A 17,683-nucleotide genomic window follows, 5' to 3' on the forward strand; every position below is an offset into this window, starting at 1 on the left:
GTGCATGATAACAAACTTTAGAATCCTAATAGGGGCAAGTACGTTAAAAGCCGGCGGACAGATTAAAAGCCTACTTTTGCAAAAGGGTTTTAATGTAGACGGCATATGCACCTCAGGAAATTTATTAATAAGAAAATGTAGAACTACAAAACCACAATTAGTTATATTAAATTATGATTTATCAGATATTAATGGAGCAGAGGTTGCAAAGATAATATGTGGGGAAAAAATATCTAAGGTAATATTACTTTGTACTATGCAACAATATGGTTTTGTTATTCCATGGGAAAAAAAAGTAGGTCTTTTGTGTATGCAAAAACCTATAAAACCAAGTGAATTTATTAAATTAGTATATGATGTTAGCAATGAGATTAGTAAAAACTTAGTAAGCAATAAGCAAATAAACAGGGGAAGAAATATAGAGGACAAGAAAATTATAGATAAAGCTAAACAAATTCTAATGGTTAAATATAATCTACTAGAAGATGAAGCTTATAGAAAAATTCAAAAAGATAGCATGGATAATAAGACATCAATGTTACAGCTAGCAAAAAAAATAATATCTGAAAATAAGTAAGTAAAAAGGCAGTTTTTTAAGCTGCCTTTTTACTATTTATTTGGTACTTTTAAGTATGATAAAATTAGTAAGTATAATTGTTTATTAAATGTTTAAGATGTTATCTTTTGTTTTATAAAAAGGAAAAAGGATATTATTATAGAAGTAATACATATAAAAATAATTTATTTAGGAAGGTGCAAAATGAAAATAATTCACACTGGTGATTGGCATATAGGAAAGATAGTAAATGAAATAAGTATGTTAGAAGATCAAAGATATATACTTAATAAACTTATAAAATTAATAGAAGAAGAAAAACCAGACGCTTTAATTATAACTGGTGATTTATATGATAGATCAGTTCCTCCAGCAGTTGCTGTAGAGCTTTTAGATGAATATATAGACAAAATCTTAATAGGTTTAAAGACTCCTATACTAGCTATAGCTGGTAATCATGATAGTCCTGAAAGACTTTCTTTTGCTAGTAATATTTTGAGAGATCAAGGCTTTTATATGGAGGGAATATTTAAAAAGGAAATAAATAAAGTAGTTTTAAAAGATAACTATGGAGAAGTTAATTTTTATTTAGTTCCATATGTAGACCCAGCAGTAGTAAGATTTATGTATGAAGATAATAGTATAAGAACTCATGATGATGCTATGAAGGCAATAATAGGAAGAATAGAAGAAAAAATGGATAAAGACTCTAGAAATATATTAATAACTCATGGATACATTACTTTTATGAGTGATGAATCAAATAGCCAAGCTTTAAACGAAGTTGCAATAGATTGTGATAACAATTTAATCAGAGCAGGACTTAATATTTCAGATTCGGAGAGACCACTTTCTATTGGTGGTACAGATTTAATTAGTGGAAAACATTTTGAAAATTTTAATTATGTGGCTTTAGGGCATTTACATGGAGCTCAAAAAGTAGGTTCAGACAAGATTAGATATTCTGGCTCACTTCTTAAATATTCTTTTTCAGAGGAGAGACAAAAGAAGAGCGTGACAATAGTTGAAATTGATCAAAATGGAGAAGTAGATGTAAGGTTAGCTGATTTGAAACCTTTAAGAGATATGAGAGTAATAGCAGGTACAATTGATGAACTTACAAATAAGACTTATTATGAAAAGTCAAACAAAGAAGATTATGTATTTGCTAATATAACAGATAACGGAGAGGTTTTAGAACCTATGGTCAAGCTTAGAGCTATATATCCTAATATAATGGGACTTAGAAAAGTAGAACAAACTGATTTTGAAATAGGGAGCAATTCATTAAGAGATAGACATGAAAATAGAAGTAAGACTGAATTATTTAAGGAATTTTATGAAAATATAGTTTTAAAAAAATTAACAGAGGAAAAGAAAATGATAATTGAGAAAGTAGAAGAGGCTATTAATAGAGAGGAGACAAAATAATGAAACCATTAATGCTTAAAATAAGTGCTTTTGGTCCTTATGCAGGGGAAGAGGTTATAGATTTCTCACTATTAAATGGGAAAAATCTTTTTCTCATAACAGGTCCTACTGGTGCAGGAAAAACGACTATATTTGATGCTATAAGCTTTGCTTTATTTGGAGAGGCATCTGGCAGTTCAAGAGATACAGATGGTTTAAGAAGTGATTTTGCTAAAGAGGATATACTTACATATGTTGAGCTTGAATTTGAAATAAGAGGAAAAAAGTATTGTATAAAGAGGCAACCTCAACAATATGTGAAAAAAGCTAGAGGTGATGGATTTACTATTAAAAAAAGTGATGCTGAGTTTATATTATCAGAATCAAAGGTTATCACAGGGGTAATGAATGTAGATCAGGCTATAAGGGATTTAATTGGTATAGATAAGAATCAATTTAGACAAATAGTTATGTTACCTCAAGGGGAATTTAGAAAGCTTTTAGAGGCTGATAGCAAGGATAGAGAAGATATATTTAGAAGAATATTTAATACATATAGTTTCTTAGATATTCAAAAAAAGCTATATGAAAAAGAAAAAGAACTTAGAGATCTTATGGGAGTACTTATATTAAATAGGGCAAATAATATAAGTAAGATAGATTATGGAAATGATGAACTTCTAGAGAGTTTAATAAAATCTAAAGATTATAATGTTAGTGAAATAATAGAAAATACGCTAAGATTAATAGATTTAGATGAAAAAGAGAGACAAAATTTAAAAAATAAATTAGAAAATATTAAATCATTACAAAGGGAATTACAAAATGAAATAATAAAGGCTGAGGAGATAAATAAAAAATTTAAGTATAAAGAAGAGATTGAAGCTAAGCTTGAATTAGAATTACAAAAAGGTCTAGAATTCGAAGAAAAACAAACTGAATTAGTAAAAGCAAAAAAAGCAAGTATAATTAAAAAATATGAAGAAAATTATGTTAAGAATATAAATAATCTAGAGGTCAGAAAAAAATCCTATGAGATAGCTAATAATAGTTTGTATGAAAATGAAAAAAAATTAAAGATAGCGCAAGATGATTTTAATAAAGAAGAGGCTAATAAAGAGGAAAAAAAGTTTTTAATAGAAGAAATATCAAAGTTAAAAAAGCAAGAAGAGAAGCTTAAAGGATATGAAGAAAAAAAGGAACAATTAAAAATTTTAAATTTAAATTTACAAAAGAATAGAGAAGAAAAAAAGCAGCTTTCTATGAATATAGAGGAAATAAAAAAGAAAATAGAAGAGTCTCATAATGCTAGAATGGAAGTAGCAAAATATGATACGGAACTTGTTAATTTAAAGGTTAGTTTAGATAAAAATAGTTCTGATAAAGCTGCACTATTAAATTTATTTAATAGTTATAAAGAATATTCAAACAAGGTTAAGGTTTATGAAGAAAAAGTATTACAATTTAATAAATATGAAAAAACTTATAAAGATTTAAAAGAAAGTTTTGAAGTTAAGGATGAATTATTTAAGAAAGGTCAAGCTGGTCTATTAGCTAAAACTCTAATAGATGGATGTAAGTGTCCAGTTTGTGGTTCATTAGAACATCCAGAGAAGGCTAAGATAATAGATGGAATTCCTACAGAAGAGGAACTTAAAGCTTTAAGAATTGAATTTGAAAAAGCTGATAAAAGTTATAATGAATTATTATCTGAATTAAAGGTTTATCATAAAGACAAAGACAGTTTCTTTGAAAATAATACAAAGGTAATGGAAAATGAGTTAGTTAAACTTTTAGGAAATGAGATTATTTCTGAAACTGACATTAAGATAAAGAAAGATAGGCTTATAGTTATAGGAAAATCAGTAGCAAAAAATATTGAAGATTTAAATTTACAAAAATTAAATTTAGAAAAAATATCAGAGAAACTTAAAAAGACTTATGGAGACTTAGAAAGTCTAAATAAGGAATTGAAAATATTAGAGATAAAAAACAATGAAATTTCAAATCTAGAATTAGATATTTACGGTAAAATTCAAGCAACAGAAGTATCATTAAGAGAAATAGAAAAAGAAATAACAGACGAATTGAGAAGTTTGAAAAATTTACAAAATAAAATATTAAATTTATCAAATAGGTTACAGCTACTTGAAGAAAATTATAAAAAAGCTCAGGATAATTTAAATACAATGAGTAATATAGTAGCAGCAAGTAAGAAAGATAAAGAAGTAAAAAATCAGGAATTAATTAAGTCAGAAGCAGAATCAAAGGAAGCTAAAGAAGAATTTGAAAGTAGTATAAAAAAATCGGATTTTAAAAATACTGAAGATTATAAAAATAGCTATAGAAATGAAGAATTTATAGAAATTTTAGAAAAACAAATAAACTCATATAAACAAAACCTAAATACTTTACAAGAATTATTTAAAAAGGCTACGGAAGATATTAAAAATTTAACTATAGTCAATATAGGAGAGTTTAAGATTAAATTAAATGAGGCACTAGAAGGTGAGAAGGAATTACTAAATAAAGATAATATTATATTTGCTAGAGTAAAAAACAATAATGACTTACTTAAGGAAATAGAAAATATAAATGCTAAATTAGGAGATAAGGAAGAAGAATATAAGATAATAGGTGAACTGGCTAAGGTATCTAATGGAGATAATCCTAAAAAGATAACCTTTGAAAGATATGTTTTAGCAGCTTATTTTGATGAAATAATAAGTGCTGCAAATATGAGATTAGATAAAATGGCAAATGGAAGATTCAGACTAAAGAGAAAAGAAGATAAGGGCAAGGGAAGAAAACAAGAGGGGTTAGAACTTGAAGTATTTGATAGTTATACAGGTAAGTCAAGACATGTAAAAACTTTATCAGGTGGAGAAAGCTTTAAGGCATCATTGTCCCTAGCATTAGGTCTTGCAGATGTAGTACAAAATTATTCTGGTGGTATTGTATTAGATACAATGTTTGTTGATGAAGGTTTTGGAACTTTAGATCCAGCTTCACTAGATAATGCTATAGAGTGCTTATTAGCTCTTCAGCAAGGTGGAAGACTTGTAGGAATAATATCCCATGTTAATGAGCTAAGAGAAAGGGTAGACAGTATTTTAGAGGTAACAGCGGGTAAGAATGGAAGTACTGCTAGATTTAAGTGAGAATCCAAATTTTAATTTGGTTATTCGAAATTACTCATACGAACGTTAGTGAGTAGGAGTTTCATTTAAAAAGCCATCCAAATCTTAGATTTGGTTAATGTGAACTTACTCATAAGAAAGGGTAGTGAGTATAAGTTTTGTTTAAAAATAAAAGCTTGTAATTATCAATACAATTTATTGTAATGCTTATATAATAAATAATGTAATATATTATAAGAAAAATGGATTACCTTAAACCAAGGTAATCCATTTTTCTCATATAAATATGAGATAGAGATTAATGGGTGAGAAAATATATTTATGTTAATCACAATCTAAGTTGTAGATAGTTTCAAAAAAACCTTGTGGATGAGTGCAAGCAGGACATTTATTAGGTGCTTCCATATCTTTGCAGACAAATCCACAATTTATACATCTCCAGTATTTGGGCTTATCACTTCTATAAAGAGAATTTGTTTCCAATTGTGAAAGGAAGGATAAAAATCTTCTTTCATGATGCTTTTCAATTTCTGTTATTAATTCAAAAGCTTTGTTAACTTCAGGAAAACCTTCCTCTAAAGCTATTTTAGCAAATTGAGGATAGGTTTTGATACATTCTTCTTTTTTGCCATCTGCTGCAGATTTAAGATTTTGCTTAGTATTTCCAAAGCCCATAGGATATTTGGCATTAACATCTATATGATAGTCTACTGAGCCTTTAACTAAAAAATCATAAAAAATTTTAGCATGAGCTTTTTCATTATTAGCAGTTTCTATAAAAATTGATTCTATTTGTTTATGGTTTTCATTTTTTGCTATCTCAGCATAAAACGTATATCTAGTTCTAGCCTGACATTCACCTGAAAATGCTTTTGATAGATTTTCATAAGTTTTAGTTCCATGTAAATTTTTCATAAAAAAAATCATCCTCCATAACAAATATATTTATAGTATTGCTATAAGGATGATTTTAAATCATTATTTTAAATTTAATTTTCGATACTTCTAGTATCGCCCATAAAGAACAAAGTTAAAAGATCAGCACCCGTATGAGATCCTATAACAGGACCAAGATAGTGTATTACAATATCTTTTACAACATATTTTTCTCTTATCATATTAGCTAGTGTTTCTGCATCATCAATACAGTCACCATGATTTATTATAATGGTTTGTTCTTCGGGATTTAAAATATGTTTTTCAAAGCTTTCAAATAAAGTTTTAATAGCTTTTTTTCTTCCTTTAGCCTTTACAAAATTTTTAAGTTCTCCGTTATCATTAACATGCATAACAGGTTTTATATTTAAAAGTCCACCGATAGTAGCAGCTGTAGCAGATATTCTACCACCTCTTTTTAAATGGTCTAAATCATTAACTGTAAAGAAGTGACAAACCTTAAGTTTATTATTTTCAACCCAATCTATTATTTCTTCTATAGGTTTACCCTGTTTTTTCATAAGTCCTGCATAATAAACTAAAAGTCCAAGACCTCCAGATGCTGATTTACTATCTATAATATTTATATCGGCTGAAGGATATTTTTCTAAAATTTCATTTTTGGCAATAAATGCACTTTGGTAAGTACCACTAAGTGCAGAAGAAAAACATATATATAGTATAGATTTACCTTCTTTAACATAGTCTTCGAATGATTCTTGAAATCTAAAGTTATTTATTTGTGCAGTAGTAGGAAGAGCACCTTCTCTTACTGCCTTAAAAAAATCTTTATGTTTTAGTGTTTGTCCACAATCTTCTATATATTCAACACCATTTAATGTACAAACGATACCTAAGTATTTTATATCTAATTCATCAATAATGTTAAGTGGTAAATCGCAAGCTGAGTCTGCAAAAATAACAAAATCTTTCATGAAATCTCTCCTTTAAAAGTATCTTATCTTATATTTTAATTCAATATAATAATACTTTCAAGTTTCAAAAGGGATAGGTAAAGGTTTAAAAGCATAGAATTTTAATAATAAATATGTAAAAACAACAACAAACTGGAAATATAAATTGGTAATATATATTATATAACTATATTTTTAAACAAAAAGACAAAATATAATATAATAATCCTATTAACAAACGATAATAATTATTATATAATAATAACGAAGAGGTGATTGAAAATGAATATAAAAAAATTCTTTGAAAAAGAAAATCAAAAGCCTAAGTTTATGGCAAGAGATTTTATAAAATATATAGGACCAGGACTTTTAGTTACAGTAGGTTTTATAGATCCTGGAAATTGGGCTTCTAATATAGCTGCAGGTTCTGATTATGGCTATAAATTGCTTTGGATGGTTACTTTATCTACAATAATGCTTATAGTGCTTCAGCATAATGCTGCACACTTAGGGATAGCAACAGGTCTTTGTATATCAGAAGCTATAAATAAATATATGAAGCCTTGGACTGGAAGATTTATAACATTTACAGCTGTACTTGCAGCTATAGGTACTGCAATGGCAGAAATATTAGGAGCTGCAATAGCACTAAAAATGTTATTTAATATACCATTAAAAATAGGCGCATTACTTTCATCAGTATTAGTAATATGGATGTTATTTTCGAACTCTTATATAAAAATAGAAAAAGTTATAATAGGGTTTGTATCTTTAATAGGCTTAGCATTTATATTTGAAGTAGCATTAGTTAATACAAATTGGAATGAAGCTATAAAAGGATGGGTAGTTCCTAATATACCAACAGGTTCATTACCTATAATAATGAGTGTTCTAGGAGCTGTAGTAATGCCACATAATCTTTTCTTACATTCAGAAGTAATACAAAGTAGACAATGGAATTTAGAAGATAAGAAAGTTATAGAAAAACAATTAAAATATGAATTTATGGATACTTTATTATCTATGGGTATAGGATTTGCCATAAATAGTGCAATGATACTAGTTGCAGTTTCATTTTTTACAAGTGGGATATCAGTTACAGAGTTAGAACAAGCACAGATTATGTTAAAGCCATTACTAGGTAATTCAGCAGCTGTAGTATTTGCTATAGCATTACTATTTGCAGGTATAGCATCTAGTGTAACAGCAGGTATGGCAGGAGCATCCATATTTACCGGATTATTTGGCGAACCATATGACGTACATGACAAACATACTAAAATGGGTATAATAATGACTATAATACCAGCTTTAATAATAATATTTTTTGTATCGAATCCTTTTAAAGGTCTTGTATATTCACAAATGTTGTTAAGTGTACAATTACCAATTACTATATTCACCCAGATATATTTAACAGCATCAGAAAAGGTTATGGGAGAATATAAAAATACTAAAATAGAAAATATAATGTTATGGGTAATTGGAATAGTAGTTAGTGTATTAAATATAATGCTTTTAATAAGTGTATTATAAAGAATAAAGAAGGTACCATATTATAGAAAGGTATCTTCTTTGCTATTGATTTATTTGGCTTATTATGATAATATATTTTTGTTATTGAAAATATTTTAATTTGCGGTGGTAGCTCAGCTGGATAGAGTAGTCGGCTACGAACCGATTGGTCGGGGGTTCGAATCCTCTCCGCCGCACCATTAAGCTTAGTGAATATCTTAATTCACTAAGTTTTTTTATTGTAGTTAGAACATCATAGTTAATATCTATGATTAATAAAAGTTTTTAACTATTCATAGAAAATAATTTTTAATAGGATAGAAGATAGAGTGGATATGCAAAAAGCTATGTTAGATAATTATAAAATATAAAAACAATAAATGATTTAGCTCGGTTACTTAGAGATGAATTTAAGTGCTTTATTTTTTAGGAAGGCTTTAAATGAGTTATTGCAAAGGTACACTGGGAAAAATTATAAATTTTTAATAAATAAAAAAGCTACGATTACTCGCAGCTTATATTAAGATATTGTGATTATTTGTTTGGTTGGTAATTTGGATTAGCTATTAACTGATTTGTTATTTCATCTAAATCCTGATCATCTATTTTTCCATTTACTACAACGTCTGCATCAAATTTAGTTGTATCTGTATCCTTTACATCGCTTCCATGATACCAAGAATCAATTCCTAAATCTAATAAACTGAATTCGCCATCCCTATTTACATCTGAAACTATTGTAAATTCTTTTTCGCCACATTTATCTTCTGCAATATCTCTTTCTATTGAACCATTATCAGCTATACGAGTTTGAGTGACATCAACTTTCCCTTTGCCAATTGCTTTAGCTTTAAATTTCAATTTAATCATTGATTTATCACCATTTATAGCATTTTTCTTTCCTAAGCTTGATACTATAAATCTAAGATTTCCTGCATCAATATTTTTAATTTCTTTATTTACTCTTAATCCATCTATTTGTTCATATCCTACATATTCAAATAAATCTTTATTATAAGAAATTTTTATATCTTCAGCACATATATTCTTTCCAGCATGAAGCACTATATCAGTTGTAAATTCTTTATTTATACTTAATCTATCTATTTCAGATTCTACTGTTACACTTTCATCTGAAGGCTCAGTTACGCTAACTTCGCAAGTTGCTTTTAAATCAGTGCCCTTAAATTTAGCAGTTATTGTTGCAGTTCCTTTTTCAATTGCTTTTATATTTCCATCTTTATCAATGGTTGCTATTTTTTCATCACTTGATGACCATTCAAATTCTTTATTTGTTGCATTATCTGGTTTTACGGTTGCTGTTAACTTATCTGTTTTTCCTGTTAATAAGTTTATTGATGATTTATCTAATGTTATTGAATCTACATATGGTTTTAAACTACCTTTCTCAGATATATCTATTGCATCTAATACAAAAATCCATGGTGTTGTTTCAGTTCTTATATTAAATTTCTTATTCGTTATTTCAACATAATGCTCTTTAAACTCCAGTCCATCTTTTTTAAATAAAACAACTTGATTTCTATTATTGCCAATTGCTGAAAAATGTTCTACCACCTCGTTGTCAATTTTTACCTCTATATCGTCTGAATAGTTAGAAAATACATAACCTAATAGTAATAATCTATCACTTACCATTCTAAATTTAACAGATTGTATCCATTCTCTTTCAGAACCTTGGTAAAATTGATTATGAACTATAGTTTTACCTTCATTGTAAAGAATTCTAGAATCTGTATCATCATATCTCTTCCATTCCTTTTCAGGTTGTAATAATTGGTCACCAACCTTAGCACTATTCTCAGTTGTATCATTTAAATTCTTTGCTCCAACTACTACATCCTTGTCCTCTGCTCTAGCACTAGTTGGATGTGTAAATGCTAAAAAAGTAAATGCTAATATAATACTTAAAACTAAACTAATTTTCTTTTTCATTTATATTTCCCCCTTAAAATTACTACAATTATTATTATATAACTACATTATTTTCAATTTCAAGGAAAATATTTCTACATTTTTCCTTATATGTTATAAATAAAGTAAATTTTATACTATAAAAATATATTAGTATTAAAACACAATATAATAGAACAAAAAGCTAGTATCTTTATGTGGAAGAAGTAAAATAACTGTATTTTACACCTTTGAGGATATAATTTAAAAATTAGGTAAAAATAAATTAAAATACTATTTAGCAAGGATGATATTATGAATTATGAACTTATTGTAAGTATATTTGATTTCCATAATGAGTCGAGCATATTGTTGACAGAAATATATAATCCAAAGGCTATCTTATTTTTATATAAAAAAGAGGATGAGAATTTAATATATAAGTTAAAAGATTATTATAGAAACAAATTTGAGAATGTAAAATTTACATTTTTTCAGTTAGATATTTTTGATGCTAATAAGTTAGAGAAAGTTTTTAAAGATAATCTAGATAAGAGTATACTTATAAATTTAACATCAGGTAAAAAATTAGATGTTTTATTATTATTACAGTTTGCGATTAAGAATAAAATAGTATCTCATTATGTTGACATAGAAAATTCATTATTATATGAATTTAAGGATTCACTTGTAAGTGTTGAAAAAAGAAAATTTATAGACTTAAATATAGATGAAGTTATAGAATCTAATGGAGGTTCTATAATAGTAGATTCAACGGAAATAACAGAAGCAAATGCTGTTAATTGGCTTACTGATATGATTTCTAAAAATTTAACTCTATGGCATAAGCTCAAAAGTAAACTTTATGATGGTAGAGTGTTTATACATGATATAAATAACCCTTATTTTATAACTGTTAATAGTAGATTATTAACTGATGAGGAAACAGCTATATATTATAAAATATTAAATAAGTTAAAATATTATGGTGAGATAGATTATAAAATACAGGATAATGAAATTAAAATATATTTTAATAATAATTATATAAAGGGATTTATATTTAAAAGCGGAACTTGGTTTGAAGTTTTTACAAAAGCTATATTTGAGGAAATTGAATATGTAGATCAAGTTAAAAATGGAGTTTTATTTTTGTGGAACGAAGATAAAAAGAAGTTAAGAAACGAATTGGATGTTGTAGCGATAAAGGATTCGTTACTTATATGCATATCGTGTAAAGATAGTAGTAAATATGATGAGGTTGCATTAAATGAACTCAATGTGTATGCAGATGAATTGGGTGGAGAAAATGTAATAAAAATACTAGCTGCCACTAAAGAACCTCTAAAAGCATCTGTTTTAGAAAGGGCTAAGGAAATGAATATACATTTAGTTGTGTACAATGGTAATAAAAATGAGTTTAAAAATAAACTAAATGATATATTAAACCCCTCAGTAAGATAATCCTACTGAGGGGTTTAATTATATTTTTGAACCTATAGTTTCACCCATAGATACTTTTGTTTCAAAACCTAAGTTAGTCTGTTCTAAGATGTCTTCATCAATCTTTATAGTATCTTTTTTAAAGAATAATACTGTAGTGGAGCCCCCAAATTTGAAGTAGCCTTTTTCACTACCTTTAGTTACAGGTGTATTTGGAGTATAACTTTGTATTATAGTTCCAACACAAGTAGCTCCAACTTCAACATGGATTACATCTCCAAAATTTTCAGATTTAAAAATACTCCATTCCCTTTTATTTTGGCAAAATAATTTAGGAATATTGTTAAGTGCTATTGGATTTACTGAATAATAGGCACCTTCAATTTTATGGGTATGTCCACAACTACCGTTATCTATAAAGTGAAATCTATGATAATCAGTAGGGCAAAGTCTTAATATAAGACAAACACCACCATTATATTTAGAAGCTACCTCTTTATCCCCTAAAAGTTCTTCTAAAGAATAAGTAAAGCCTTTAACTTGAACTAAATTATCCATATCTATATTATCAAAAGCTAGAAGTCTACCATCACCAGGGGAAACAAGCTTTTCAGGTGACATATCTATAGGTCTAGCATCTTTAGTAAGTTTCCTTATAAAGAAGTCATTAAAGCAGTTAAAGTCGGATAGAGAACTTTCACATAGAGACATATCTATATTAAATTCATCTATAAAAGGTTTAACCTTTTTCATACTTCTTGGAGAATCATAAAAAGATCCAAACAATTTAGAAAAAAGTTTTTTCTTTATAAGTAATTCTGTAAAGCTCTTTCCGACAGGAGACATATAAGACCATTCTATATACTTTTTACCGGCGACTTGTTCTTCTTCATATTGCTTAGAAACTCTATTATATATCTTTATCATAAAATCCCTCTCTTTTAAAATAATCCATTTAATTTTAACATAATAAAATTGTAATAGGTAGATATTTTATTAATAGTATACACCAATTATTAAAATTAATGTTGTTTACTATTAATAAATAATGTATATTTATCTTAGGAGTACTATATTGAACTTGACTGGTCAATATATATATTGGAGTTGAGAAAATGAATAAAACAAAAAAAGCTATTTTTAATGCAGGTATTGCTGTATTTTCAAAGAGCGGCTACAATGGAGCCACTGTTGATGATATTGCTTTAGAAGCAGGTGTTGCCAAAGGAACATTGTATTATCATTTTAAAAGTAAGGAAGATATTTTTAATTTTATAATACAAGAAGGATTAAATATGTTAGAAAATGAACTCCAGATAATAGAAGATGAAAACCTAGATCCAATTGAAACCTTAAATAGAATATGCAAGCTTCAACTAACATTACTTTATAATGATAAAGATTTCTTTAAAGTTATAATAAGCCAACTTTGGGGGCAAGAATTAAGACAATCAGAACTTAGAAACAAATTATTTTTATACATACATGAAATAGAAAAAGTGATGCAGTCAGCTATGGATAAGGGTTTATTAGTAACAGGAAATATATCACTTATGGCATATACTTTTTTTGGGAGCTTAATTTCTGCCGCAGTTTATGAGGTTTCTAATATGGAAAAAATGAACTTAGACGAAGTTATAGACAATGTAACTAACATAGCATTAAATGGAATATTGAAAAAAAATACAAATTCTGAAGTGTAAACTTCAGAATTTTTTTGCGCAAAAATAAGAATAAGTTTGAAAAAGCAAAACCTAGAAAAGTGGAGTAAATAAGAATAAAAATTAGAGAATACGTTATCTTTTTGTATAAACGAAAAAATAAAAATTTGCAAAAGAATCAGAAAAATAGTATAAATAAACTGACCAGTCAGTACAAAAGAATTAAAAATTAAGGAGGGATGGACATATGAAATTTGCTAAAATTGCAAAAAAGGATATTAGTGGGATATTCCATAACAGGTTTATTAGAGTATCTGTTGTAGCTATTATCATAGTTCCTCTATTATATAGCTTACTATATCTAGCAGCATTCTGGGATCCATACTCAAGAATGGACAAACTGCCAGTCGCGGTAGTAAATCTAGATAAAGGTGCTAATAATGATGGAAAGTATGAGAATGCAGGTTCTCAACTAGTTGATGAATTAAAATCCAATACCGAGGTAGGTTGGAGGTTTGCAAATTTAGAGGATGCGAAAAAAGGAGTAGAAGGCGAAAAATATTACTCAATGTTCGTAATTCCAGAAGATTTTTCAGCTAAGATTTTAAGTGCTAAAGATGGAAAACCAGAACAACCAAAAATTCAATATATACCAAATGAAAAGAAAAATTTCCTTGCAGCACAAATAGGTGGTAAGGTAGAAGATAAATTAAAAGAAAAAATAACAGCAAAAGTAGTTAAACAATATACAGAGGCTACTTTTGACAAATTATTTGATGTAAAAGATGGTATGTTAAAAGCATCTGATGGAAGTAAAGAACTTGCAGATGGAAATAAGGAAATGCTTGATGGAGTTACTAAATTAACAGATGGAATTCCAACAATGCAAGATGGTGTTTCAAAATTACATGATGGTTCAGTTCAAGTTAAGAATGGTTTTGGAACTTTTAAATCAAAAATTGATGGTGGAGTTTCAGCAATAAATGGAGTTGATTTTTCAAAGATACTTAACTCTAATAACTTACATATGGCTCAAAATGCTATAGGTGAGACTCAAAAAATAGCTGGTATGGACACATCTATGTTAGATCTTATTAATAAAGATAATTTAAACTTTGGAAAGAAAACTTATGGTGATGTAAATAGTATATTAGCAAGTAATGAATTTAATACAATACTTGGAAAGCCATCAATAAATACATTATTAAATATGGATTTATCAAATCCACAAAATAAAGTAATATTAGATACTAGAGTTGCTAATGCTCAAAAATTAATAGCTGATGGAGTTGCACTTCAAACACAGCTTTCACAGCTAGAGAAACAAATGCCAAAGGAACTAGTTCAATTAGCTGGTTCAGAAGATTTATTAAAAGCTAAGTTTAGTGAAATAAAAAATACAATAGCAACTATAAATACAATGGCTGCTGGAATTAATAATATTGACTCGCAAATGAAACAAGTCAATGATTTAATGAATTATGCAGATACTTTAAATAAAAATGCAAAAAGCTTAACACAAAATATTGTTAATGATGATAACTATAAAAATTTAATAACGTCATTAGCAAAGAAACCAGATTTAGTTCAAACTCAACAGGTTTTAAAAACTTTAGATAGTTTATCCAAAAACCCGAATTTAACACCTGAAGAACAGAATAATGTTAAAATTGCAAAAGGTACAATAGAAGAGCAAGGAAAAACACTGGCTTCTGTTTCGGGTTTATATACTAAATATAGTAGTGATGTTACAAATTTAATTAATGGCGCAAATTATTTAAATGGTAATATTAGTGGAATGAAGACTCAATTAGATGGATTAAATCAAAAATTAAGTCAAGTAAAGCAATTTATGTCTAATAATCAAGCTTTATTAACAAAAGTAAATGCAATGCTAAATGATGATAATGCAAAAGCTATATCACAAACAGTAAATATGGCTAACAATATTAAAGTGGATTTAGCTAAAAATGGAGAAAATTTAGATTTATTAAAGGATTTGGCGATGTCAACTAAAGATATGCAAGCTTTAGTTCCTAAAATATCAGTAGTTAAAAATGATTTAGATGCTGCCAAACCATTAATGGATAAATTAAATACACCACAAAATTTAGCATTAATAGAAAAATCACCTGAACTTGCAGCTAAGTTAAAACAAGTTCAAAGCGAAATAAAAGATAGCCAAGATTTAATGAGAATGGCTAATGAAAAATTAACAGAAGGTAACTTAGAAAAAGCTCAATCACTTGTAGCATCTATTCCAACTTTAAAGGATGGAGTTGCAAAATTATATGATGGTACAGTTCAATTATCAGATGGTCTTGGAACTTTAAATGGTAAGATGCCAGAACTTGCTGATGGTGGAAACAAATTAAAAGATGGAGCTACTAAACTTGCTGATGGTTCAAAAGAATTATCAGATAAATTAAATGATGGTTATACTGAGATGAATGATGGATTGAAGAATTCAAGCTCAGATATGGGTACATTTGTATCAGAACCATTCACTATGAATAATGAAGCACTTAATGCAGTTAAAGATTACGGAACAGGATTTACTCCTTACTTCATACCACTTTCATTATGGGTAGGAGCAATAATGATGTTCTTCGTAATATCACCTAAGGTTGAAGATGAAATGGGCGCAGGTCCAAAATCTAAAGTTGCAGGTAAGTACTTATCTTATGGATTTATAGGACTATTACAGTCAGTACTTGTAAGTGCAGTAGTATTAACTTTAGGACTTAAACCAAACAATATTGTAATGTACTTTGTATTTAACATTTTAATGTCATATACATTTATCGCTATAATACAATGTCTAATATCTCTATTAGGAGATGCAGGAAGATTAATTGCAATAGTATTACTAATACTTCAATTAACATCTTGTGCGGGAACATTCCCATTAGAAGTTGTACCAGATTTATTTAAATTCTTAAATCCATTTATGCCATTTACTTATGGTGTAGCTGGTTTAAGAGAAGCTATATCAGGTTCAGATATAAGTGTAATAGTACAGTCAGCATTTGTACTTGCATGTATAGGAATTGTATCACTGGTAATCTCAATGATATTCCAAGAAAAAGGTGAGTTACTTCAACAAAAGGTTGAAGCAAAAAAAGAGCAAGCAGCATAATAAAATGTTCACCAAAATAGATAATATCCCCAAAATCCACTAAAGGCATATGCTTTTAGTGGATTTTCCCTATATAAGATGTTAAAATTTATATAATTTAAAATAATATATAAGGGGAGAGTATTTATATGAGAAAGAATATTAAATTCATAATAATTGATGTCAGTTTAGCCCTTACACTAATTGTAATTATAGTTATAGGTATGAATAAATATAACTATCTTAGTAAAGATAGTATTAATAAAAATATTGAGTCAAAGGGAAATGTTGAAAGCAAAGAAAATAATATAGATGATAAAAAAGAAGATGATATTAGAAAACAAGAAATCATTAAAGAAGAAGTTAAGGAAGATAATAAAGAAGAGACAAAGAAAACTGAAGAAGAAATAAAGAATACTCAAGATGTAAGCAATAAATCAAATAATAATAAAAGTATAAATAAAAAACAATATGAGAATAAAGCTAATAATTATAGTAATGAGAGTAAGCAAGGAAACAGCACAACTGAGAGCAATTCAAGTAATGTAGAAAGTAATAAGACAAGTGATAATTCTAATAACTCAAGCAATGATGAAAATAATAAAATAGATAATAAATCGAGTAATACAAGTAATTCAGAAAGTAATACTACAAATAATAACAATAGTAGTAATAGTACGAATAATAGTACAGAAAAGCCTGCAGATAATAATTCCAATAATATTAATGCTGGAAAAAATAATCAAGAAAATAATCCAAAAACAGAAGAAACTAAAAAAGTTGGTGATGAGATAAAAAAATAATAAAAATTTTATAGATAATAGTTAAAAAATAGATTACATAAAGGTTGACAGCATTTTCTAAAAGGATTAAAATATTGTTGTTGGTTTATGTCTCCATAGTTCAATGGATAGAACAGTCCCCTCCTAAGGGACAGATACAGGTTCGATCCCTGTTGGGGATACCACGCTAATATAAGAAAAAGGTTTAACCGTAGCGGTTAAGCCTTTTTTGTTAATATAAAAAAGCAATTTAAATAAAACATATAACAAAAAAGTGTAAAGTTAATACTATAG

Annotated in this window: 12 protein-coding genes and 2 tRNA genes; 10 read left to right on the forward strand and 4 right to left on the reverse strand. The window is 27.7% G+C overall.

Features of this window, described 5'->3' with window-relative positions:
- Window positions 1-4: 4 nt before the first annotated feature.
- The 3 genes from BUB01_RS18990 (at window position 5) to BUB01_RS19000 (ending at window position 5,127) form a co-directional block, all read left to right on the forward strand.
- Entirely contained in the window at window positions 5-577 is a 573-nt protein-coding gene (locus BUB01_RS18990) for an ANTAR domain-containing response regulator (RefSeq protein WP_072991971.1), read from the forward strand.
- 183 nt (window positions 578-760) lie between these two features.
- Entirely contained in the window at window positions 761-1,987 is a 1,227-nt protein-coding gene (locus BUB01_RS18995; RefSeq protein WP_072991974.1) for an exonuclease SbcCD subunit D, read from the forward strand.
- A complete protein-coding gene (locus BUB01_RS19000; protein WP_072991977.1) occupies window positions 1,987-5,127 on the forward strand; it encodes an AAA family ATPase in 3,141 nt (1,046 codons plus the stop codon). Before BUB01_RS18995 ends, BUB01_RS19000 begins: the two co-directional genes overlap by 1 nt.
- A gap of 303 nt (window positions 5,128-5,430) precedes the next feature.
- On the opposite strand, the gene rbr is transcribed toward BUB01_RS19000, so the two are convergent.
- On the reverse strand, window positions 5,431-6,021 hold the full coding sequence (rbr, locus tag BUB01_RS19005; protein ID WP_072991979.1) for a rubrerythrin: 591 nt from the start codon (window positions 6,019-6,021) through the stop codon (window positions 5,431-5,433).
- A gap of 74 nt (window positions 6,022-6,095) precedes the next feature.
- A complete protein-coding gene (locus tag BUB01_RS19010; RefSeq protein ID WP_072991982.1) occupies window positions 6,096-6,977 on the reverse strand; it encodes a DegV family protein in 882 nt (293 codons plus the stop codon).
- A gap of 261 nt (window positions 6,978-7,238) precedes the next feature.
- Here BUB01_RS19010 and BUB01_RS19015 point away from each other — a divergent pair, with 261 nt between their 5' ends.
- Complete coding sequence (locus tag BUB01_RS19015) at window positions 7,239-8,492, forward strand: Nramp family divalent metal transporter (RefSeq protein ID WP_072991985.1); 1,254 nt, start codon at window positions 7,239-7,241, stop codon at window positions 8,490-8,492.
- 102 nt (window positions 8,493-8,594) lie between these two features.
- Window positions 8,595-8,671: transfer RNA gene (locus BUB01_RS19020), tRNA-Arg, on the forward strand.
- 334 nt (window positions 8,672-9,005) lie between these two features.
- Here BUB01_RS19020 and BUB01_RS19025 read toward each other — a convergent pair.
- Entirely contained in the window at window positions 9,006-10,427 is a 1,422-nt protein-coding gene (locus BUB01_RS19025; protein WP_072991988.1) for an Ig-like domain-containing protein, read from the reverse strand.
- Window positions 10,428-10,700: 273 nt separating this feature from the next.
- Here BUB01_RS19025 and BUB01_RS19030 point away from each other — a divergent pair, with 273 nt between their 5' ends.
- Window positions 10,701-11,849, forward strand: a complete 1,149-nt coding sequence (locus tag BUB01_RS19030) for a Card1-like endonuclease domain-containing protein (protein ID WP_072991990.1) — start codon at window positions 10,701-10,703, stop codon at window positions 11,847-11,849.
- Between the two features lie 18 nt (window positions 11,850-11,867).
- Here BUB01_RS19030 and BUB01_RS19035 read toward each other — a convergent pair whose 3' ends face one another.
- Entirely contained in the window at window positions 11,868-12,755 is an 888-nt protein-coding gene (locus tag BUB01_RS19035; RefSeq protein WP_072991993.1) for a phosphatidylserine decarboxylase, read from the reverse strand.
- Window positions 12,756-12,943: 188 nt separating this feature from the next.
- Here BUB01_RS19035 and BUB01_RS19040 point away from each other — a divergent pair, with 188 nt between their 5' ends.
- The 4 genes from BUB01_RS19040 (at window position 12,944) to BUB01_RS19055 (ending at window position 17,574) form a co-directional block, all read left to right on the forward strand.
- A complete protein-coding gene (locus tag BUB01_RS19040) occupies window positions 12,944-13,531 on the forward strand; it encodes a TetR/AcrR family transcriptional regulator (RefSeq protein WP_072991995.1) in 588 nt (195 codons plus the stop codon).
- A gap of 205 nt (window positions 13,532-13,736) precedes the next feature.
- Window positions 13,737-16,628 (forward strand): YhgE/Pip domain-containing protein, encoded by a 2,892-nt coding sequence (locus BUB01_RS19045; RefSeq protein WP_072991998.1) that lies wholly within the window; start codon window positions 13,737-13,739, stop codon window positions 16,626-16,628.
- A gap of 128 nt (window positions 16,629-16,756) precedes the next feature.
- Window positions 16,757-17,410 carry a hypothetical protein gene (locus tag BUB01_RS23330; protein ID WP_072992001.1) on the forward strand — a complete coding sequence of 218 codons (654 nt, stop codon included), beginning with the start codon at window positions 16,757-16,759 and terminating at the stop codon, window positions 17,408-17,410.
- A gap of 89 nt (window positions 17,411-17,499) precedes the next feature.
- Window positions 17,500-17,574 (forward strand) — tRNA-Arg (locus BUB01_RS19055).
- Window positions 17,575-17,683: the final 109 nt, after the last annotated feature.

It is taken from the genome of Clostridium cavendishii DSM 21758, assembly GCF_900141845.1.
Taxonomy (GTDB): domain Bacteria; phylum Bacillota; class Clostridia; order Clostridiales; family Clostridiaceae; genus Clostridium_AG; species Clostridium_AG cavendishii.